Here is a 20,437-nt window from a genome sequence, read left to right on the forward strand (position 1 = left end):
TGCAACGTTGAAGTATGACGGGGATAGACGGCATTACGCAGCGGACGTCTCTGCGGCTTTGCTATTGTTCTGTGACGGGTACAGTGTGTTACCCCGTAGGATGAATGTGGACAGATGATGAAAATTGCAATTGCGGGTACCGGTTATGTTGGCTTGTCCAACGCCATGCTGCTGGCGCAGCATAATGAAGTGGTCGCGGTGGATATCGTCGCCGAAAAAGTGGACATGCTCAACAAAGGCATCTCCCCCATCGTGGATAAGGAAATCGAAGCCTATCTGCGTAACCCGGCGCTGAATTTTCGCGCCACGCTGGACGCCGAATCCGCCTATCAGGATGCGGAGTTCGTTATTATCGCCACCCCGACGGATTACGATCCGAAAACCAATTACTTCAACACCCGCTCGGTGGAAGCGGTGATCGGCAAGGTGCTGGAAGTGAATCCGCACGCGGTGATGATCATCAAATCCACCATCCCGGTGGGATATACCGCGCAGGTCCGCGAGCAGTTCGGCACGGAAAATATCATTTTCTCGCCGGAGTTCCTGCGTGAAGGCCGCGCGCTGTACGACAATCTGTACCCGTCCCGTATCGTGGTGGGTGAGCGTTCCGAGCGCGCCGAGCGTTTTGCCCGACTGCTGGTGGAAGGGGCCATCAAAACCAATATCCCGGTGCTGTTTACCGGTTTAACCGAAGCCGAAGCGATCAAACTGTTCGCCAATACCTATCTGGCGATGCGCGTGGCCTACTTTAACGAGCTGGATACCTACGCCCAGACCCTGGGGCTGGACAGCAAACAGATCATCGAAGGCGTTGGGCTGGACCCGCGTATCGGCCAGCACTACAACAACCCGTCGTTCGGCTATGGCGGCTACTGCCTGCCGAAGGATACCAAGCAACTGCTGGCTAACTACGAATCGGTGCCGAACAACCTGATTCGGGCGATTGTCGACGCCAACACCACCCGTAAGGATTTCGTCGCCGATTCCGTGCTCAAACGTAATCCGAAAATCGTCGGTATCTACCGGCTGGTGATGAAAACCGGGTCCGACAACTTCCGCGCCTCCGCGATTCAGGGGGTAATGAAGCGTATCAAAGCCAAAGGGATCGATGTGGTGGTGTATGAGCCGGCGCTGAAAGAGTCGGAGTTCTTCCGCTCCCGCGTGATTCATAATCTGGATGAATTTAAACAGATGTCCGACGTGATTCTGTCGAACCGAATGGCGCCGGAATTGTCTGATGTAATGGAAAAAGTATATACCCGCGATCTCTTCGGCGCCGATTAGGTGTATTCTGGCGCCAGAAAAATTAATGTGACGCGGTCTTTGTCGTCGCGGCAAACAGCAGCATGTTTTTGAGAGAACACGAAATGACAGCATTAAAAGCGATTATCCCCGTTGCCGGTTTAGGGATGAACTTGTTACCGGTTACCAAAGCGATTCCAAAAGAGATGCTTCCGTTGGTTGACCGGCCGGTGATCGAAAAGATTGTCAACGAGTGCGTCAATGCGGGGATTAAAGAGATCGTGCTGGTGACGCACGCCTCTAAAAACGCCATTGAAAACCATTTTGATACCTCTTTCGAGCTGGAGTCGATGCTGGAAGAGCGCGCCAAGCGTCAGTTGCTGGCGGAAGTTCAGTCCATTTGCCCGCCGGGCGTGACCATCATGAACGTGCGTCAGGGGCAGACGCTGGGCCTGGGGCACGCCGTGTCCTGCGCCCATCCGATCGTCGGCAACTCGCCGTTTGTGGTGGTGCTGCCGGATGTGGTGATGGATGACGCTTCCGCCGATCAGTCGAAAGACAATCTGGCGCTGCTGATCTCCCGTTTTAAAGAAACCGGACACAGCCAGGTGCTGGTAAAACACCGTCCGTACGAGGTGCTGCCGGAATATTCCATCGTGGAATGCGAGAAAGCGTTGAATCAGGCGGGCGACGCGTCGGCGATCACCTCCATGATCGAGAAACCGGAACTGGCGCCGGTGGAAGGTTCGGACCTGTCCGCGGTCGGGCGTTATGTTCTGACTGCCGAAGCCTGGCCGATTCTGGAAAACACCCTGGCGGGCGCGTGGGGTCGTATCCAACTGACCGACGCTATCGCTGAGCTGATCAAAACCCAGCAGGTTGATGCCGTTCAGATGGCGGGGCGTAGCTTCAACTGCGGCCGTAAGATGGGCTACGTGCAGGCATTCGTGTCCTACGGCCTGCGCAATCCGGAACTGGGCAGCGCTTTCAAAACCAAAATCAAGGCGCTGCTGAACAAATAATTAATAAGCGGACCACACCCGATAATACGCTGGTGTTATCGGGTTTTTTCTGGCTAAATTCCAAATCGTTAGTTGAATCATTAATTACAAGATAATTTATTATATTGTTTTTGTTTTTATTCGGTTAATCCGAAAAAGGTTATTTTTTGCCAGCGATTGCTGACTTTCTTACACACACATAGCATTGCAATGAAAAAGATAAATAAGATTCTGATGGTCTGCCCGACAGGGTATGGGACGACCAAAAACGGACGCGATCTGGCCGAAGCGTTCGTTTCTCTGGGGTATGAGGTTCATCTGGCAGACAGCGACTGCCGGCCGCTAATGCAGGCGTTGACGCCTAAGTTCATGCGCAGCAAGCTGTTTTCCGAGCAGTGCCGGCTCTATTTTAATGAGCGCTTGCTGAAACAGTGCGCCATGCTGCGCCCGGATATGGTTTTCGCGATAAAGCCGGTCAATATGTTTGCCGAGACGGTCAAAGCGATTTCCAATATGGGGATATTGACCTGCGGTTACTGGATTGACGACCCGCTGGATTTTGATCGTTCGGTGATTGCATCTGCGCCGTTTGATATTTTCTTTACCAACGATCGCGGGTCGGTGGCTAATTATGCGCGGCACGGTATCAAGGCCCGGCATTTACCTTCGGCCGTCAACCCGACGCTGTTTTATCCTCTGAAGAAGGCGACGCCGCGTTATTCGCTGAGCTTTGTCGGCACCTTTGTCGAATATCGACGTAATGTGCTTAACCAGGTTGCCGAACCGGTGCATGCTTTCGGTCCAGGCTGGAAAAAACAGACTCAATCGAACGACCGGGTCATCCCGATGCCGGAAGTGTTCGGTAAAAAAACCAATCGAGTGTTCAACCTGAGCCATATCAACCTCAATGTCCACACCTGGAATGGGGTCGGCACCGCCATGAATCTGCGGTTGTTTGAAGTCCCGGCGGCCGGCGGTTTTCTGTTGACCGACTGGGTGGATGAAATCGGGGAGTATTTCACCCCCGGCGTGAATATCGAAACCTGGCGCTGTGTCGACGAACTGAATGACAAAATTCGCTTTTATCAGCAACAGCCGACCATTCGGGAAAAGATCACCGTATCGTCGCGTGAACATGTGCTGAAGAACCATCTTTATCGGCAACGTTGCCAACAGATTCTGGCCGATATCGCCTGCTGAAGCCTGTCACTACGTACGACCCTGTCTGATACGTACGACCCTGTCTGACGTACAACAGAGTGACGAGCTACGCCCATGCACCGCGCCATGGGCGTGGACTCCCTGCCTGTTGCACCAATAACTACCCACCCGGCGTTAGCTGGGTTACCATGTCAGCCTGCTTTTTGTTGCCTGGGGCGCAATCAGCCGCAGGCAGGTTACCTTCAGACAGGAGTTGTTTTAATGTCCAAACAGCAAATTGGCGTTGTCGGTATGGCGGTAATGGGGCGCAATCTGGCGCTGAACATTGAAAGCCGTGGCTATACCGTTTCCGTCTTTAACCGTTCCGCAGACAAAACGGATGAGGTGATTGCAGAGAACCCAGGAAAAAAACTGGTGCCGTGCTACACCGTTGAAGAGTTTGTTGAATCTCTGGAAAAACCGCGCCGTATCCTGTTGATGGTTAAAGCGGGCGAAGCGACGGATAAAACTATCGAGTCCCTGAAACCGTATCTGGAAAAGGGCGACATCCTGATCGACGGCGGCAACACGTTCTATAAAGATACTATTCGTCGTAACCGTGAACTGTCTGCCGAAGGGTTCAACTTCATCGGTACCGGCGTGTCCGGCGGTGAAGAAGGCGCGCTGAAAGGTCCGTCCATTATGCCGGGCGGTCAGAAAGAAGCTTATGAGCTGGTGGCGCCGATTCTGGAGCAGATTGCCGCTCGCGCCGAAGGCGAGCCTTGCGTGACCTATATTGGCGCTGACGGCGCCGGCCACTATGTGAAAATGGTGCACAACGGCATTGAGTACGGCGACATGCAGCTGATCGCCGAAGCCTACGCGCTGCTGAAGCAGGCGCTGGGGCTTTCCAACGAAGAACTGGCGAGCACCTTCTCCGGGTGGAACAAGGGCGAACTGAGTAGCTATCTGATCGAGATCACGGCCGATATCTTCACCAAGAAAGACCAAGAAGGTAAATACCTGGTCGACGTGATTCTGGACGAAGCCGCCAACAAAGGCACCGGCAAGTGGACCAGCCAAAGCTCGCTGGATCTGGGCGAACCGCTGTCCCTGATTACCGAATCGGTGTTTGCCCGTTACCTGTCCTCGCTGAAGAACCAGCGTGTGGCGGCCTCTAAAGTGCTGAGCGGTCCGGTTGCTCAGGCATTCAGCGGCGACAAAGCCGAATTCGTCGAAAAAGTGCGTCGCGCGCTGTATCTGGGCAAAATCGTCTCCTATGCGCAGGGTTTCTCCCAGCTGAAAGCGGCGTCTGACGAAAACAACTGGAGCCTGAACTACGGCGAAATCGCCAGGATTTTCCGTGCCGGTTGCATCATCCGCGCTCAGTTCCTGCAGAAGATCACCGACGCTTACGCCGAGAACGCCGCTATCGCCAATCTGCTGCTGGCGCCGTATTTCCGCCAGATCGCCGACGAATACCAGCAGGCGCTGCGTGACGTGGTGTCCTATGCGGTGCAGCAGGGTATTCCGACCCCGACCTTCTCGGCGGCGATTGCCTATTATGACAGCTACCGTTCAGCGGTATTACCGGCCAATTTGATTCAGGCCCAGCGCGATTATTTCGGCGCGCATACCTATAAGCGTATTGATAAAGAAGGCGTATTCCACACCGAATGGTTGGAATAATATTCTGACATATTTTTCACATCCTGAAACCGGGTAGAAATATCCGGTTTTTCTTTCTCAATATCTCCCCTCTAATAACTATACCCAAAATAATTCGAGTTGCAGGTAGGCGGTAAGAGAGTGAATCCCGATGAGCTTACACAGGTAAGTGATTCGGGTGAGCGAGCGCAGCCAACACACCTGCAACTTGAAGTATGACGGGTGTAAGACTTTTCCGAGAATATTTCATCTCATTGTAACTAATGGGGAAAATATAACGAACTTGCGACTTGTCTTATTTCCTTAATCGTTCAATTTTGTTTTTCTTATTCTTTATATGAGTATTGGTTCGGATCCTTCCCATACGCTGGTGATTATTTCATGTAAGGATGAATTGAAATAATTGCTTCACAGGCCGTGAGGAAGATCCAACCTGGCTGATTAATTCGGCCAGTCGTGGGGCAGGGGAGATCTTTCGGGTTGTTTCCTGCCTGATGTCCTTAAACAGGAAATAAAAGGAAATGGTTATGATGAAGAAAACGCTAGCGATCCTGGTACTGGCTCTGGCCGTACCTGTGGGCGCACTGGCGGCTGGACCGTCAGCTGTCAACGGTCCGCCCACTTTCAAAACTGGCGGTACCGTGGCTGGTGCATCCGCGTTTAGTGCGGCGAATGGCCGGGGGGCGGGTCATGGCTATGGCGGCGGGGTTGGTCGTTCTGTCATGGCAGGCGTCCTTTCCACTGCCACCAGCACGAACAGCTCTACCGCAACCAGCACCTCAACCGTGACGACAACTCGCGGTTAATGATGGGCTAATAACCAAGGCCACTCCGGTGGCCTTTTTTCTGCTTCAGGATGTTCAGGCGAGAACCCGAACAATGAAAAAAATCCTTGATTTAGCCTTGTTACGGATGTTGGCGGTCGTTTTCTTCATGCTGGGACTGACAGGGTGTTCTCAGCAAATCAGTCAACTGGGCCGGGATTTTCGGCTGGCGTTGTGGGGACGGCAAGATGTCAGCATGACGCCGCAGCAGGTGGAGCAGCTTCCCTATGCTTCAGCGTATCTGAAAGTGGGTAAAGCGCCGCGCGTCTTTGTGGTGCTGGCGTTTGCCGATAACCAGCAACTGAAATGGGTGACGGCGGATAAAAATAGGGTGGTGACCCGCTTTGGCCGGTTGGTGAAAACGCAGGGGTTGGGTGAAGACATTGAGCAGGTCACTGAACTGGATACCGACCCGCTCAGTCTCGGTTTGCTGAAACCCGGCACCCCGAAACGCTGGCACACCATCGTTAGTTGGTCGCAGGTGTTGCGCGGCGGCTACGACCTGCAGTCGGAATTCGAAAATAAAGGTCCGGAAACCCTGACGATATTGAATACGCCCCGGCGGACGGTGCGTTTCGACGAACAGGTGACCGTACCGGCGCTGGGCAAACGCTATACCAACCAATACTGGCTGGACCCGACCTCCGGTCAGGTTATCCAAAGTTATCAGTATATGGGGCCAAACATGGCTCTGGTGCAGTTCACCGTTCTTAAGCCATACAATCAATAAGGTAATTTTATGTTGTCATTCAATCGATTGGCTGCCTTGTTATTGCTGGTGGCCGGAGCATCAGGGGCGGCGCAGTTAACGGTAAAGTATGCGGGCGAAACCTTGCCCGCCGTGGTGCTGAAAGACGGCACCCGTCTGGATCAGTTCTACGGCCAGACGGCTTTTCCGGACAAGGCCAACTGGCAAACTGCGTTACTCACCAACGAACGTGTAACGGAAAAGGTCAGAGAAAAGGGAGAAAAGCTGCAGGCCAGACTCTATCAGTTGCAACTGGTCTGGCAGGCCGAGGGCGATGGCGACTGGGCGATCGCCGCCTGGTATATGGCGCAGGCGCTGAAGCAGGTCAATACCGTCGGCCGAATCCGCGCCAGCATCGACCCGGATATCGTGCGTCTTTCTCCGCGGGATAATCGCCCGCTGGTGGGCAACTATACCCTCTACCTGTCACCCTATCGGGATCAGTTCTTCTTGTTCGGGCTGATCAGCACCGGCGTTGATATCGGCACCCCGAACGTGTTCAAGGATATTGACCTCCAGTCAGGCTGGTCTGTCGAACAGTACATCGGTAGACGGCGTTTTCTGCCTGGCGGCGATAACCGCGACGGTTATCTGATTGCGGGCAACGGCCACTGGCGCAAAGTCCCGCTCGCTGTCTGGAACCGCCAGCACAATGAACCGGCGGCGGGAGAAACGCTGTTCATCGGTTTTGACCCTTCCATTCTGCCAGAGGGCTTTACGTCTCTGAATGAGCAGATCGCCGACTATCTTGCCAACCGGATCCCACACTAATGGCTAACAACAGAACTTTTAAACTGAGCTGTCTGTCGCTGGCGATTGGCAGCACATTAGGGACGCCGGTCTGGGCGGCTGAGGTGGATAACCAGGATGCGGCGAACCGCAGCGGTTATTACCAGCCCGCCGGCGTGTCGCAGATGGATTTTGGCGGCGTCGGGCTATGGCAGATGCCGACGGCGCGGATGGCGGATACCGGCGAGTTTAGCGCCAGCTACCGCGATAACGAGGAATATCGCCGCTACGCCATTTCACTGCAGCCGCTCGACTGGCTGGAGGCGACGCTGCGGTATACCGATATTCGCACCCGGCCTTACAGCAACTCGCCCAGCTTCAGCGGCAACCAGACCTATAAGGATAAGAGCTTCGACGTCAAAGCGCGTCTGTGGCAGGAAAGCCTCTGGTTGCCGCAGGTGTCGCTGGGGCTGCGCGATATCGCCGGTACTGGCCTGTTCGACAGCGAATATCTGGTGGCCAGCAAGCGCTGGGGGCCGTTCGATTTCACGCTGGGTATGGGCTGGGGCAATATGGCGCAGAGCGGCAACATTACTAATCCGGCCTGCCGGCTGGCGTCGGGATTCTGTACCCGTTCCGCCTCAACGCAGACCGGTCAGTTCGCGGCGAAGAACTTTTTCCACGGACCGGCGGCGCTGTTTGCCGGGCTGGAATACCAGACGCCGTGGGATCCGTTGCGTATCAAGCTGGAGTACGACAGTAATGACTACAGCCTGGAGGCGGCGGATCAAACTCGTCCTGCATCGCAGCATATCAAGCAGGACTCGCCGGTTAACGTCGGTCTGGTGTACCGCGCTACCGATTGGCTTGACACCTCGCTGTCGTGGGAGCGCGGCAACACCCTGATGTGGGGCTTCACGTTGCGCACCAACTTCAACCGGCTACGACCGCAGCACCCGGACGACGAGCCGCCGGTTTATATGCCGGTGAAAAATGCGCAGGGCGGCACCGACTGGCAACGCGTTTCACAGGAGCTGGACGAGAAGGCTGGCTTTGCCCAACCGGATATTTATAGCGACGGCCAGCAGGTGACGGTGGTAGCGGAGCAGTATAAATATAACAGCGATGCCGAGGCCAGCCGGCGGGCGGCGACGGTTTTGGCGAACCATTTGCCGGACAGCGTCGGGCAGTATCACATCGTCACCCGCAGCGGCCCGCTGACCTCCACCAGCACCCGTGTGGATGCGTCGGCGTTCCGTCAGCTGGAGTCCGGCAGTACGCCACTGGGGCTGGACGAGCCGGACCCCTATCATGTCGAGCCGCTGCCGGAGCCGAGTGGTCGTCAGGTTCTGCATACCGAGCCGCCGCGTTTTTCCTACGGCATCGACCCCTCGCTGCAACAGTCGTTCGGCGGCCCGGAATCGTTCTATATGTATCAGCTGTCGGCCAACGCCAGCGCCGATTACCGTATTACGAATAACTGGCGGCTGGGGGGCACGGTGAACGTCAACCTGCTCAACAACTATGATCAGTTCAACTTCAAATCACCCCCGCAGGACGGTGCGGCGTTGCCGCGGGTCCGTACCCATATTCGTGAGTATGTGACCTCTTCAGACGTGCTGCTGACCAACCTGCAACTGTCGCGTTACGATCATCTGTCGCGCGACTGGTATACCCAGGTCTACGGCGGTTATCTGGAAATGATGTACGCCGGCGTCGGTGGCGAAGTGCTGTATCGGCCGTTTGGCAGCAGTTGGGCGGTGGGGATGGATGTTAACTACGTCAAGCAGCGAGACTGGGACGACCCGCAGCGCCTGAGAGATTACAGCGTGACCACCGGTCACCTGACCACCTACTGGTCGCTGCCGTTCGTCAAAGGCGGGCTGGCGAAAATCAGCGTCGGGCGCTATCTGGCCGGCGATAAAGGCGTCACACTGGATCTGTCGCGCCGTTTCGACAGCGGCATCGTGGCCGGCGCGTTTGCCACCGTCACCAATGTCAGCGCCAGCGAATATGGCGAAGGCAGTTTCACCAAAGGGATCTACTTCACTATCCCGTTCGACCTGCTCTTCAGTTCACCGACTACCCGTCACGGCTCCATCGGCTGGGTGCCGTTGACCCGCGACGGCGGTCAGATGCTGGATCGGCGCGACGTGCTGTATAACATGGTAGACCGGGAATAGCCCGTTGTGGCGCTGGGTTACCCGGCCAAGACGCAGCGCCTCCCGAAAAACGGGAGGCGCTGCCGGCATCAGGATTGAGGCTGTAAGGGCGAGGGGGAGCAGCGATCGATTGCAGAAAGGCAGTTCGGACACCATCTGGAAAATTCCTCGCAGCGCCTGGCTGTTTGCGCTGTCGTTCAATCTTTCTACCGCCAGCGTCGGCGACTATCTGGATACGCGCGAACTGAAGCTGGTCAGTTGCTGATCCCGGGTGGCGTGTAAAGAAGGCGATCGTTTTGCGAAAGTGGTTCGTAATCAATATAACCGTCTGTAAATAAGCGGTTTTTTAGGAATGAGCGACTTGTCGCTTCCTGGCCGGTTTCTTATGATGCACCCAGTCGAAACTGAGGTGAATCATGAGAAACGTAGTCAAAATGGTCGGTTTACTGGCATTGATCGCCACCCTAAGCGGTTGCATTTTCCCTCCGCCGTGGGGAGGCCCGGGCGGCGGTCATGGCGGCCCCGGCGGCGGGCCGGGCGGCTTCCATTACCAGCCCGCGAACGGGTCGGGTCATCCCTGATGCATAACGCGGCCGGCCCTCCCCCTGTGGGCTGGCCGCAGTGCTCTTATCCACGCAGGTTTTTCATCTCGCCATTTTCCCCTTCTCGTGTTCTCTTCCTCTCCCCCCGGCAGAGCCCGAACGCCGCACTTATTCCGTACGCTCCGGTTTATCCGCTGCGCCAGTTACGTCTGTGGGATAGGTTGTTAATAAAATCTGTATGTTACTGAAGTGATTTGAGCTGGAATTTGGAATAATGACAGCGTGCTCTCCGTCATAAAGATGAGGGCGAGGACTATGAAATGGACCGAATAACGCAGCCAGACTGGTGGCTTGACGCGTGACGGATATAAGAAGGAGAGTGGCATGTATTCAACACTCGTTGCTGCGCCAGCTGACGGCGATCGTCGTCGCTCCGGCCTGGCGTTTGCCAGACGCGTTTATACCCCCCGTATTATTGGTCTGGGGTTGGGATTTTTTTGTGTTTCCGCCGTGCTGTATGGCCAGACACAACCTGTGTGGGTGTGGGGAGCATTGTTTTTCAACGGTTTTCTTTGGCCGCACCTGGCGCTGTGGCTGACGCGGCGCGCCGGCGATCCGATGCGGTTCGAGTATGGTAATCTGCGGTTTGATGCCTGGCTGGGCGGCGTCTGGATTGGCATGATGGGGCTGAATTCACTGCCGTCGGTGCTGATCGTGTCGATGATGGGCATGAACAATATCGCCGGCGGCGGCCTGCGGTTGTTTGTGCAAGGGCTGGTGGCGCAATTGGTCGGGGCGCTGGCCGTTATCTGGCTGACTCACCGATCGATTGCGTTTGCCACTACGCCCGAGCAGATCTATTTCTGTCTGCCGATGCTATTTATCTATCCCATCTCGGTGGGGTTGGTCACCTATCGCACCGCGATCAAGCTGGCGGATCACAAGCGTCAACTGCGGGAAATCAGTATCCACGACGGTATGACCCGGTTGTACAACCGGCATTATTGGGAGCAGTTGCTGAAACATGAGTTTGAGCTGTGCCTGCGCCACCAGCAGGTAGCGACGCTGGCGTTGCTGGATATCGATCATTTCAAGCGCATCAACGACAGCTTCGGGCATCACGTGGGGGATGATGTGATTCTCTTGCTAAGCGGCGGCATCAAATCAACGTTGCGGCAGTCCGACATCACCGGTCGTTTTGGCGGCGACGAATTCGGCATGGTGTTGCCACAAACGCCGGCCGTTGAAGCAGAACGTATCGTCCAGCGGCTACGCGAGTATCTGGAAAGCATACAACTGCATCAGGCGCCGGCGCTGCGGGTGGGGATCAGCGTCGGGCTGGTGCAGTTTCATGCCGGCATGGAGGATTATCAGGTCTGGCTGAAAGCCGCGGATACCGCGCTGTATCAGGCCAAAGACAATGGTCGCGGTTGCACGGTCTGCGCCTGAACGGTTTCGTCGCTAACGCGCCATAACCATAACCATAAGCTAAAGCGCCATAGCTAAAGCGCCATAAATAGCGCCGGGTTGACCGCCTGGCGGCGCGCTTTTTCCAGATGCGTGCGCATGAAATCAGCGGCGCTCAGCCGATCGCCCAACTCCAGGTAGCGAATGATTTGCAGATGCTCTTCCGCCTGATGTTTCCGCTGCGGGCGAAATCTCTCCTTGCGGTACTCCACCAGCCGCCGCAGCCGGGCCAGATGGCGGACGGTTTGCAGCAGAAAGCGATTGCCGGAGCAGACGGCCAGCGTGTCGTGGAACCCGGAACTGGTATCAAACATCTCCATTGCCGTCATGGTCAGGTAACCGTCTTCGGCCAGGTGTTCCTGCTGTTTCCGGCAGCGTGCCAGCACCTGCGGGTCAATATGAAACGTTGCCGACAGCAGCCCGGCCGGTTCGATAATGGCGCGCAGCGCGTAGCTTTCTTCATAGGCTTCTACCGAATCGATCAGCGGCAGCGTGCGCCAGCCCTGACCGGCCATGTGTTCCAGCCAGCCTTCCTGCTGACAGCGCAGCAAGACTTTGCGCAGCACCGGGCGGGTAACGCCGAATTCGAGCATCAGCTCCATTTCTGAAAATTGTTCCGGCAACTGGCGGGTGATGCGGCGTTCCGCCAACTGGCGATAGAGCGGGTCTTCCGCCTGCTCCAGCACTTCGGCGACCAGATTGCCCAGTTGCGAAGCGTGCTGCGCCAGAAAAAAACCGCGATTGCGGTCATAGGTCACCATGCCTTTGTCCATCAGGTATTGCATCGCCTGTTTTACCGGCGTGCGCGACGTGCTGAGCGCCTGCGCCAGCGCCGACTCGACCAGATGATGGCCCACCGCGAGTTGCTCGCGCCTGACGTAACTGATGACATCGCGCACGATGCGCGCCTGCAACGGGGTGAGGGTCGTCATGATTCCTTGCCAGCCAGAATAAATAGCCGCTGATTATACCTGTTACCGACCGGGCTGGCAGTGATGCCGGGCAATTGTTCTTTATTTTATTAAAAGACACTCTGTGGGGGGATTAGGTTGATCTGTTCACAACAGAAACAGGACACCTATTTCATAAATTGTATTTTTTGATAATAAAATGCAATATGATGATATCTCAAACCTCCAGCAGAGCACAAAGAGACTGTCTGTGACGCCATCAGCACACCCCTTACTGATTACCGGTCATCCTTTTGAATGGCTGACGATTCCCGGCCTGGATCGAATAGCCTGTACTTTTATTCGTCATCAGCCCCCGCTGATACTGGTGTCGGCGGGAGCCTTGTCGCAATCCGGGCGGCTGGAGGAGGCAGTAAGCCTGCCGGCGTGGGAAACGATCCGCATTTTTGGCGCGGCGGCGCTGTCGCGGTATATCGGGGACAATGCGCGGCATAGCCAACTGGTGGTGATTGACCGCCTGTCATGTGGATCGCCCTGTGCGCTGGGGTTTGCCATACTTGATTGCCAAGGTTGGCAGCGTCACGTCGCCGCATCGACCGAACAGGTTATCAGGCAGGCGGCGCTGCAACCTGACACGATCGCCTGCGATCATCTTCCCGCCGGCGTGAACGCGGCGTTTTCATTGATGCACCGCCATCAGCCGCACGGTTGAGCAATCAGGCAGCCTGCGCCATAACGCATCGGTGCCAGAAAAACTGTTGGTAAAAATGGAATAATCATATCCATTTGTCCGCCTTTATCTCATACCGGTATCCGGGCAGGATCTTGCACGACAGGCTGTGGCCGCTGCGCCGTGTTAACGTCACGGCAGGCCCGGTCGTTTTCATCCCGGAACAAATTTCATCCCAGAACAAATTTCATCCCGGAAAACAGGAGAGCGTATGCAGCAGCACAACCAACAAGACGCCGCACAGGATGCCCGCGTGGCGATAATCACCGGTGCCTCGCGGGGCATCGGCAAGGCGATTGCGCTGAAACTGGCGCGGCAGGGGTGGCGAGTGGTAGTGAATTATGCCCGGCAGCAGCAACAGGCGGGCGACGTGGTGAGCCGAATCCGCGAAGAGGGTGGGACCGCGCTAGCGATTCAGGCGCAGGTGGACGCGCCTGAACAGGTAGCGGCGCTGTTTCAGCAGACGAAAGCGCAATTCGGGCGTATCGACGCGGTGATCAATAGCGCCGGGGTGATGGCGAATACGCCGATTGCCGATGGCGATCTGGCGCAGTTCGACGCGATGATCGCGACCAATCTGCGCGGTGCGTTTATTGTGCTGGGCGAAGCGGCCCGGCAGGTGGAAAACGGCGGGCGAATCATCGCGCTGTCCACCAGCGTCATCGCCCGGTCGCTGCCCGGTTATGGTCCCTATATCGCTTCCAAGGCCGGGGTGGAGGGGTTGGTGCGAGTGCTGTCGAATGAACTGCGTGGCCGCGAGGTTACGGTGAACGCCGTGGCGCCGGGGCCGGTGGCGACCGAACTGTTTTTTAACGGTAAGACCGACGCGCAGGTAGCCGCCATTACGGCCATGACGCCGCTGGAAAGGCTGGGCGAACCGGACGATATCGCCAACGTGGTAGCGTTTCTGGTCGGGCCGGAAGGGGGCTGGATTAATGGTCAGGTGGTTCGCAGCAATGGCGGGTTTGCGTAATGGGTTTGCGTAATGGGTATACGTGCCGGGGAAGGTGGTTTTCCCCGGTGCCGGCGTGTGCTAGCTGGCGATACGATGCAACGTATCGGATGAGGCGCTGTGACCCAGATTGTGCCTGATTTGGGTGTTGATGTCGTCGAGCAACTGGTAACGGCGCTGGTACTGGGCCCGTTTTTTGCTCGGCAATTCATCCAGCGTTTTGCGCGTAATCGTCAGCGGAAGTTGGTACAACCCCGCCGCGTTTCTGTCTGCGTTGACTGACAGCCAGAATTCGCTGTAACTGGAAAAACGCACCTTATTTTTACGGTAGCAGTAGCGCAGGCTCTGATAAACATGGTTTTCATCGCCCACCGCCAGAATGCGATTGATTCCGGTAAGACCGGCGAGGGTCAGCAGGCATTCCAGCAACAGGCGTTTGGGAAACAGCCCGAAGCAGGCTTTCGACGCATCTTTGGTTAGCTCACGGGTCTGGTCGCGGCCTTTGCCCTGCAAACCACCAATCATGATGGTGGGTTGATTGTGGTCGCGTATCACCGAGAATGTCAGCGACGCCAGCACCACATTGTTAAAGCGGATACGCAGCGTGGCCTCGCCCTCTTTGTCGTAACGCGAGGTGCTGCAAATCAGCGAAAAACTTTCGCCGTTCTTGCCGGAAAAACGCGCCAGACAATAGTCATCCAGGCTGAGAAACGCCTGTTTCAGAAACGGGTTGGCCAACTGATCCACGAAGGTGTAATGGGTACAAATAGCGTCAGCGCGCTCGGCGGCGTGCAGCGTGGCGGACAGATAAGGGCGGTGAATCTTGGTCGGCAGCATCGGCCGAATTTTCACCGCTTTCTGCATCGCGGGAATCTCAATAATATTATTCAGATAGCGTAAGGTAATTGACGGCATCAATAATGAACGCAATAAAAACTTGGCTTTTATATCGGCCTTGCGCCAGATCTTTTCAGAGAAAAAATCGCCTTTTAGCAGTTGATAAAAAAGCGACAGTGCAGATGTTTTTTCCATTTTAATGCCCTGTGAGATAGTGCTGTAAAAATAATCACAGGGGAGCGGATGCCGGTAATGATCTATTCCCGTAAAACGCCTGCTCGGAAACCCTGCCGCACAGAAAGGCAAGGCGGTTTTTATCTCTGACCTCGCGTTTGCTGTTGCCGGGGATTATAAATATGGCTAGAAAAAGAAAAATCATAACCCCCATGCTGTTGAGCATTGATTTAGCGAAAATAATAAATACCGGATTATCGCAGGTCTGTTTGGGGTTGATTTAAACTTAATGGCTGGGAGAGGCGTATAATAAGAGATCGCATGGCTGAAATGCCTCAGTCTCTCAGGACGGTTACCCTATACATACGGTTACCCTATACATATAGAGAATTTGCGCCGGCGGTAACCGGTGGACTCCGGCGTCAGTAAACAGGCCGGCAGATGTACCCACCGGCCTGGCCGTTACTTAATCTGATGGTTTTCTTTCCAGAGAACGCTTATTTATAAACAATCGCGCTGGAGCGCACCAGATCGTCGTTATCCATAGAGATAATGACAAAATATTTTCCGCCCAGTTCATCTGCGGCTTGTGATAATTCGCGGGCCGCGTCCATCGGCGAATCGGTATTACTTGACGTAATCATCCCAATTTTTTGATAGTTATCCGCTTGCTCACGATTTATTTCCTGCGCCGCCAGCGTGCTGAAAGACGCCAGTGTAATAGCACACGCCGCGATGCTTTTGATTATCATGTTCATTATGCTAACTCCATCTTTATACCCGTCATACTTCAAGTTGCCGGTGTGTTGGCTTTATTACTCGGCCCATCGATGGGCCTCGCCCCTTCGGGGCCGCTGCCAGCAGCGTTCAAATCGGCTTGCGCCGATTTGCCGCTCACCCCAGTCACTTACTTATGTAAGCTCCTGGGGATTAAATGAGAGACATCCTGTCTCTCACCGGAGGCCAGCCGTTGGCTGGTCAAATTAATTCGTTCCCAACGAATTTGTCACTCGGTTGCCGCGTTACAAGGCTCATTATGAGCCTTGTTCTAAAGGGTCAACGCAACTCGAATTATTTGGGGTAGAGTTAAGGTGTTTATATTTATCTCAACAGAATTACGTGCCGTGGAAAAAGAATGATGACTGTTTCTCTGTTGAGTGTACTCATCATAGGTGGTCGTGAAGGGTAATTTTGTCAATTGATGCCATTTTAATTTCAATGCTGTTAATGATGACGAGAAATAATATTTTTTCGTTATGAATTGAAATTTCAATCGATTGATTTTCATTAACAAGTTAAATAGCAAGAGTAATCGCTGACGGCATTGTTCCATAATAATGAAAACTGAATTTGAAAACCGTAGCCGATCTTTTTACGTACCCGCCTGATTTTTCCGCCAGACGCGTCAGTATCACAGCGTTGTCCCTGTTAAGTGTAATGGTTTAGTAATGCTGTTGTTGCGAATGTGTCTTGTTTTCACTTTTTCGTAATGATAATAATTATTATTAACTTTTGTGGTATTTCACACATCAATACCGTAGCCAGCGGACGGCGCTGTCGAGGGAGCTTTGGCATATGCATCACCACTACACACACTATCTGCAACTAAAAGTTGAGCACCCGCGCAAATACGCTCGGGATGTGGCCCGCATGATGGGGCTGAGCGAAGCGGCGCTGACATCGCTGCGCGTCGGGCATGACGCCCGCCGCCTGTCAGGCGACATGCGTGCGCTGCTGGCCGGGCTGGAATTCGTCGGCGAAACCAAGTCCATCACCCGCAATGAATTTGCGGTGCATGAGCAGGTTGGGGTTTACCGTAACCAGCGTATCGGCGAACACGTCGGCCTGGTGCTCAACCCGCGCGGGCTGGACCTGCGCCTGTTTCCCGAGCAGTGGGACAGCGCGTTTGCGCTGACGGAACAGACCGCGCGCGGCGAGCGCCACAGCGTTCAGTTTTTTGATCGTCACGGCGACGCGGTACTCAAGGTCTATGCCACCGACAACACCGAACTGACGGTCTGGCAGGTGTTGATCGCGCGCTTCACGCTGACGGATAACCCGCCGCTGGCGCTACAGCCGGCGCCGAGCGATACGCCGGCAGTGACGCCGGATGCCGCTCTGCTTGAACAGGAGTGGCGGGCGATGACCGATGTGCATCAATTCTTCCCGCTGCTTAAACGGCACCAGATCACGCGCCCGCAGGCGTTTCGCGCGGTGAGCGACGATCTGGCCTGTCAGGTGGACAACCAGGCGCTGGGGACGTTGCTGCGTGCCGCCCAGCAGGCGGGTAACGAGATCATGATTTTTGTCGGCAACCGCGGTTGCGTACAGATTTTCACCGGCGTGATCGAAAAGGTGGCGCCGATGGAGAGCTGGCTGAATGTGTTCAACCGTGACTTCACGCTGCACCTGGTGGAAGACGCCATTACTGAAAGCTGGGTTACCCGTAAACCGACTAAAGACGGCATGGTCACCAGTCTGGAACTGTTCGCCGCCGACGGCACGCCGATCGCCCAGCTGTTTGGTCAGCGCTCGGAGGGGGAACCGGAGCAGGCGTGCTGGCGCGAGCAGGTGATGTCGCTGGTGACGCCGGAGGCCGCGGCATGAGAGCGCTATGTCTGATGTTGCTGTGGCTGCCGCTGTCGCTGCTGGCCGCCGAGCGGGTGGTGGCTATTGATCGGATAGTGGCCAATGATCGGATAGTGACCAATGATCGGATAGTGACCATTGGCGGCGATGTCACACAGATTGTCTTTGCATTGCAGGCGGGCGATCGGGTGGTGGCGCGCGACAGCACCAGTTTGCATCCCGAGGCGGTGACCGCGTTGCCGAATGTCGGTTACATGCGGCAGCTAAATGCAGAAGGCATTTTGTCGATGCGGCCGACGCTGGTGCTGGCGAGCGCGCTGGCGCAGCCGTCCACGGTGCTGGATCAGGTGGCCAGCCGGGGCGTGCGCGTGGTGACGGTGCCGGAGCCGCAAACGGTCGACGGCATTAGCGCCAAGATTCAGGCGATCGCCGGCGCGCTGGACGTCGCGCCGCGCGGCGAGGCGCTGGTGCAACAGGTGAAACAGCAACTGGCGGCGGTGCCGCCGCAACCGGCATCGGGCCGCATGTTGTTCATCCTCAGTCATAGCGGCATGGGCGCGATGGCGGCCGGGCAGAGTACCGCGGCGGACGCGGCGTTTCGCGCCGCCGGATTACAGAACGCGATGCAGGGATTCAACCGTTATCAACCTTTGTCGCAGGAAGGCGTGGTGGCAAGCCAGCCGGACTGGGTGGTGATCACTAGCGATGGCGCTAAATCTCTGGGCGGCGACGCGGCAATCTGGCAACTGCCGGGGCTGGCGTTGACGCCGGCAGGAAAGCACAAACGGTTGCTGGTGGTGGACGACATGGCGCTGCTGGGCTTCGGTCTGGATACGCCTGCGGCGCTGTTGCGCCTGCGTCAGGCGGTGGATGCGGCGAAGTGAGCCTGCATCCCCGGCTGATGCTGCTGTCGATGGCGGGCGCGCTGGCGCTGCTGGCGGTGATCGCCGCCGGTAGCGGCGCGATGCCGGTGTCATTGACGCAGTTGATCAGCCTCCCGCTCGACAGTATGGCGTGGCAGGTGTGGCTGTACATTCGGCTGCCGCGGGTGGTGCTGGCGTTGCTGGTGGGGATGGCGCTGGCGCTGTCCGGCGCCGGGATGCAGGGGCTGTTCCGCAATCCGCTGGCGGACCCGGTATTGCTGGGGGTCAGCAGCGGGGCGGCCGTCGGCGTAGCGCTGGCGATACTGTTTCCGCTGGCGCTGCCGACACTGCTGGCGCTGTACCTGCCGCTGCTGGCCGCTTTTGTCGGCAGCCTGCTGATCATGCTGCTGCTGTTCTCCCTCAGCCTGTCGGGAGAACGTTCCCTGTCGCGCCTGCTGCTGGTGGGGATTGCCATCAACGCCATCGGCAGCGCCGTCACCGGCCTGCTGGCGTGGATCAGCAACGATCAGCAACTGCGCCAGCTGTCGCTGTGGGGTATGGGCAGTATGGCGCAGGCGCAATGGGTGACGGTGGCGTCGCTGGTGGTGCCGTGCGTGTGGTGGTTGCAGCGGCTGGCTTCGCCGCTCAATTTGCTGCAACTGGGCGACGAGGAAGCGCACTACCTTGGGGTGGATGTGCACCGCACCCGGCGTCGGATCGTCATTCTGTGCGCGGTGCTGGTGGCGGCGGCGGTGTCGGTCAGCGGGATCATCGTTTTTGTCGGCCTGATCACGCCGCACCTGATGCGGCTGCTGCTGGGCGCGGATCACCGCTGGTTGTTGCCGGGTACGACGCTGGGCGGGGCGCTGTTGCTGCTGTTGGCGGATACGCTGGCCCGCACGCTGGTGGTGCCGGCGGAGATGCCGGTCGGGTTACTCACCGGCCTGGTGGGTGGCCCGTGGTTTTTGTGGTTGATTCTGAGGCGGCAACATGGCTGAACCGCGTTTTGCGCCACTGGAGGCGCACCAGTTGAATTACCAGGTGGCCGCCGGCCGGACCCTGATTGACGATGTGTCGCTGACGCTGGCTCAGGGCGAACTGGTGGCGTTGATCGGGCCTAACGGCGCGGGTAAATCTACCCTGCTGCGGTTGTTGACCGGTTACCTGACCCCACAGCGCGGGGAATGCCGGCTTGATGGCCGGGCGTTGACAAGCTGGTCGCCGGGCGCGCTGTCGCGTCTGCGGGCGGTGATGCGTCAGGATAATACGCTGACCGCGTCGTTCCGCGTAGAACAGGTAGTGGCGATGGGACGAACCCCCTGGTGCGATACGCCGGAGCCGGAACTGGTGTCCGCGGTGCTGGCGTTGACCGGTTGCGAGCACCTGCGCCAGCGGTTGTATCCGCAATTGTCCGGCGGCGAGCAGCAGCGTGTCCGGCTGGCGCAGGCGCTGGCCCAGCTCTGGCGGGACGACGGCCCGCAAGGCTGGCTGTTTCTGGACGAGCCCACTTCGGCGCTGGATTTGTTCCATCAGCAACGGCTGTTGCGATTGCTGAAGTCGCTGACCGAAGCAGGGAAACTGGCGGTGTGCTGCGTATTGCACGATCTCAATCTGGCGTCGTTATGGGCCGACCGGGTGGTGGTGATGCAAGGCGGCCGCAAGGTGGCGGAAGGGGTGCCGACGCAGGTGCTGACCGAAGCGGCGATTCAGCACTGGTATCAGGCGGAGGTGCTGGTCAGCCCGCACGGCGACACCGGTATGCCGCAGGTGGCGTTGCGCCGTTAAAGACGTGCGTGGTGCGCCGGTGAAGCGCGTCGATGAAGAAAGACGTAAAAAGTTCGGCAATCATAATAACAAC

Annotated in this window: 19 protein-coding genes; 16 read left to right on the forward strand and 3 right to left on the reverse strand. The window is 56.7% G+C overall.

Going from position 1 to position 20,437, the window contains the following annotated elements:
- Positions 1-117 precede the first annotated feature (117 nt).
- The 10 genes from DDA898_RS06685 to DDA898_RS06725 all read left to right on the forward strand — a co-directional run bounded on the left by DDA898_RS06685 (position 118) and on the right by DDA898_RS06725 (position 11,505).
- The gene (locus tag DDA898_RS06685) at positions 118-1,284 is read left to right on the forward strand and encodes a nucleotide sugar dehydrogenase (protein ID WP_013317085.1); all 1,167 of its coding nucleotides are present in this window, start codon (positions 118-120) and stop codon (positions 1,282-1,284) included.
- Between the two features lie 83 nt (positions 1,285-1,367).
- Complete coding sequence (locus tag DDA898_RS06690) at positions 1,368-2,264, forward strand: sugar phosphate nucleotidyltransferase (RefSeq protein WP_038902577.1); 897 nt, start codon at positions 1,368-1,370, stop codon at positions 2,262-2,264.
- Between the two features lie 189 nt (positions 2,265-2,453).
- Entirely contained in the window at positions 2,454-3,443 is a 990-nt protein-coding gene (locus tag DDA898_RS06695) for a CgeB family protein (RefSeq protein WP_081639222.1), read from the forward strand.
- A gap of 222 nt (positions 3,444-3,665) precedes the next feature.
- The gene (gene gnd, locus DDA898_RS06700; RefSeq protein ID WP_038910633.1) at positions 3,666-5,072 is read left to right on the forward strand and encodes an NADP-dependent phosphogluconate dehydrogenase; all 1,407 of its coding nucleotides are present in this window, start codon (positions 3,666-3,668) and stop codon (positions 5,070-5,072) included.
- A gap of 858 nt (positions 5,073-5,930) precedes the next feature.
- The gene (locus DDA898_RS06710) at positions 5,931-6,605 is read left to right on the forward strand and encodes a YjbF family lipoprotein (RefSeq protein ID WP_038910635.1); all 675 of its coding nucleotides are present in this window, start codon (positions 5,931-5,933) and stop codon (positions 6,603-6,605) included.
- Positions 6,606-6,614: 9 nt separating this feature from the next.
- Positions 6,615-7,394, forward strand: coding sequence for a capsule biosynthesis GfcC D2 domain-containing protein (locus tag DDA898_RS06715; RefSeq protein WP_013317091.1), 780 nt, complete (start codon positions 6,615-6,617; stop codon positions 7,392-7,394).
- Positions 7,394-9,535: a YjbH domain-containing protein gene (locus DDA898_RS06720; protein WP_038910636.1), complete on the forward strand. Its 2,142-nt coding sequence runs from the start codon at positions 7,394-7,396 to the stop codon at positions 9,533-9,535. Before DDA898_RS06715 ends, DDA898_RS06720 begins: the two co-directional genes overlap by 1 nt.
- A 109-nt stretch (positions 9,536-9,644) precedes the next feature.
- The gene (locus DDA898_RS23785) at positions 9,645-9,779 is read left to right on the forward strand and encodes a hypothetical protein (protein ID WP_269077941.1); all 135 of its coding nucleotides are present in this window, start codon (positions 9,645-9,647) and stop codon (positions 9,777-9,779) included.
- Positions 9,780-9,930: 151 nt separating this feature from the next.
- Complete coding sequence (locus DDA898_RS23430) at positions 9,931-10,095, forward strand: hypothetical protein (protein ID WP_167401379.1); 165 nt, start codon at positions 9,931-9,933, stop codon at positions 10,093-10,095.
- A 345-nt stretch (positions 10,096-10,440) separates the two neighbouring features.
- Complete coding sequence (locus DDA898_RS06725) at positions 10,441-11,505, forward strand: diguanylate cyclase (protein WP_038910638.1); 1,065 nt, start codon at positions 10,441-10,443, stop codon at positions 11,503-11,505.
- Between the two features lie 53 nt (positions 11,506-11,558).
- Here DDA898_RS06725 and DDA898_RS06730 read toward each other — a convergent pair whose 3' ends face one another.
- Positions 11,559-12,455 (reverse strand): GntR family transcriptional regulator, encoded by an 897-nt coding sequence (locus tag DDA898_RS06730; protein ID WP_038910639.1) that lies wholly within the window; start codon positions 12,453-12,455, stop codon positions 11,559-11,561.
- A gap of 229 nt (positions 12,456-12,684) precedes the next feature.
- Here DDA898_RS06730 and DDA898_RS06735 point away from each other — a divergent pair, with 229 nt between their 5' ends.
- Both DDA898_RS06735 and DDA898_RS06740 read left to right on the forward strand, forming a co-directional pair.
- Entirely contained in the window at positions 12,685-13,146 is a 462-nt protein-coding gene (locus DDA898_RS06735; RefSeq protein WP_038910641.1) for a hypothetical protein, read from the forward strand.
- Positions 13,147-13,375: 229 nt separating this feature from the next.
- The gene (locus DDA898_RS06740) at positions 13,376-14,137 is read left to right on the forward strand and encodes an SDR family oxidoreductase (protein ID WP_050570216.1); all 762 of its coding nucleotides are present in this window, start codon (positions 13,376-13,378) and stop codon (positions 14,135-14,137) included.
- A gap of 60 nt (positions 14,138-14,197) precedes the next feature.
- Here DDA898_RS06740 and DDA898_RS06745 read toward each other — a convergent pair whose 3' ends face one another.
- Both DDA898_RS06745 and DDA898_RS06750 read right to left on the reverse strand, forming a co-directional pair.
- Entirely contained in the window at positions 14,198-15,148 is a 951-nt protein-coding gene (locus DDA898_RS06745; RefSeq protein WP_038910642.1) for a VirK/YbjX family protein, read from the reverse strand.
- A 476-nt stretch (positions 15,149-15,624) separates the two neighbouring features.
- Positions 15,625-15,885, reverse strand: a complete 261-nt coding sequence (locus DDA898_RS06750; protein WP_038910643.1) for a YdgH/BhsA/McbA family protein — start codon at positions 15,883-15,885, stop codon at positions 15,625-15,627.
- A gap of 817 nt (positions 15,886-16,702) precedes the next feature.
- On the opposite strand from DDA898_RS06750, the gene DDA898_RS06755 reads away from it, so the two are divergent.
- The 4 genes from DDA898_RS06755 to DDA898_RS06770 are packed head-to-tail and all read left to right on the forward strand — an operon-like array spanning position 16,703 to position 20,364.
- Positions 16,703-17,734, forward strand: a complete 1,032-nt coding sequence (locus tag DDA898_RS06755) for a hemin-degrading factor (RefSeq protein WP_038910644.1) — start codon at positions 16,703-16,705, stop codon at positions 17,732-17,734.
- The gene (locus DDA898_RS06760; protein WP_038910645.1) at positions 17,731-18,600 is read left to right on the forward strand and encodes a heme/hemin ABC transporter substrate-binding protein; all 870 of its coding nucleotides are present in this window, start codon (positions 17,731-17,733) and stop codon (positions 18,598-18,600) included. Before DDA898_RS06755 ends, DDA898_RS06760 begins: the two co-directional genes overlap by 4 nt.
- A gap of 17 nt (positions 18,601-18,617) precedes the next feature.
- Entirely contained in the window at positions 18,618-19,577 is a 960-nt protein-coding gene (locus DDA898_RS06765) for a FecCD family ABC transporter permease (protein ID WP_038912460.1), read from the forward strand.
- A complete protein-coding gene (locus tag DDA898_RS06770) occupies positions 19,570-20,364 on the forward strand; it encodes a heme ABC transporter ATP-binding protein (protein ID WP_038910647.1) in 795 nt (264 codons plus the stop codon). The genes DDA898_RS06765 and DDA898_RS06770 overlap by 8 nt, the downstream gene beginning before the upstream one ends.
- Positions 20,365-20,437 lie beyond the last annotated feature (73 nt).

This window comes from Dickeya dadantii NCPPB 898 (genome assembly GCF_000406145.1).
GTDB classification, from domain to species: Bacteria; Pseudomonadota; Gammaproteobacteria; order Enterobacterales; family Enterobacteriaceae; genus Dickeya; species Dickeya dadantii.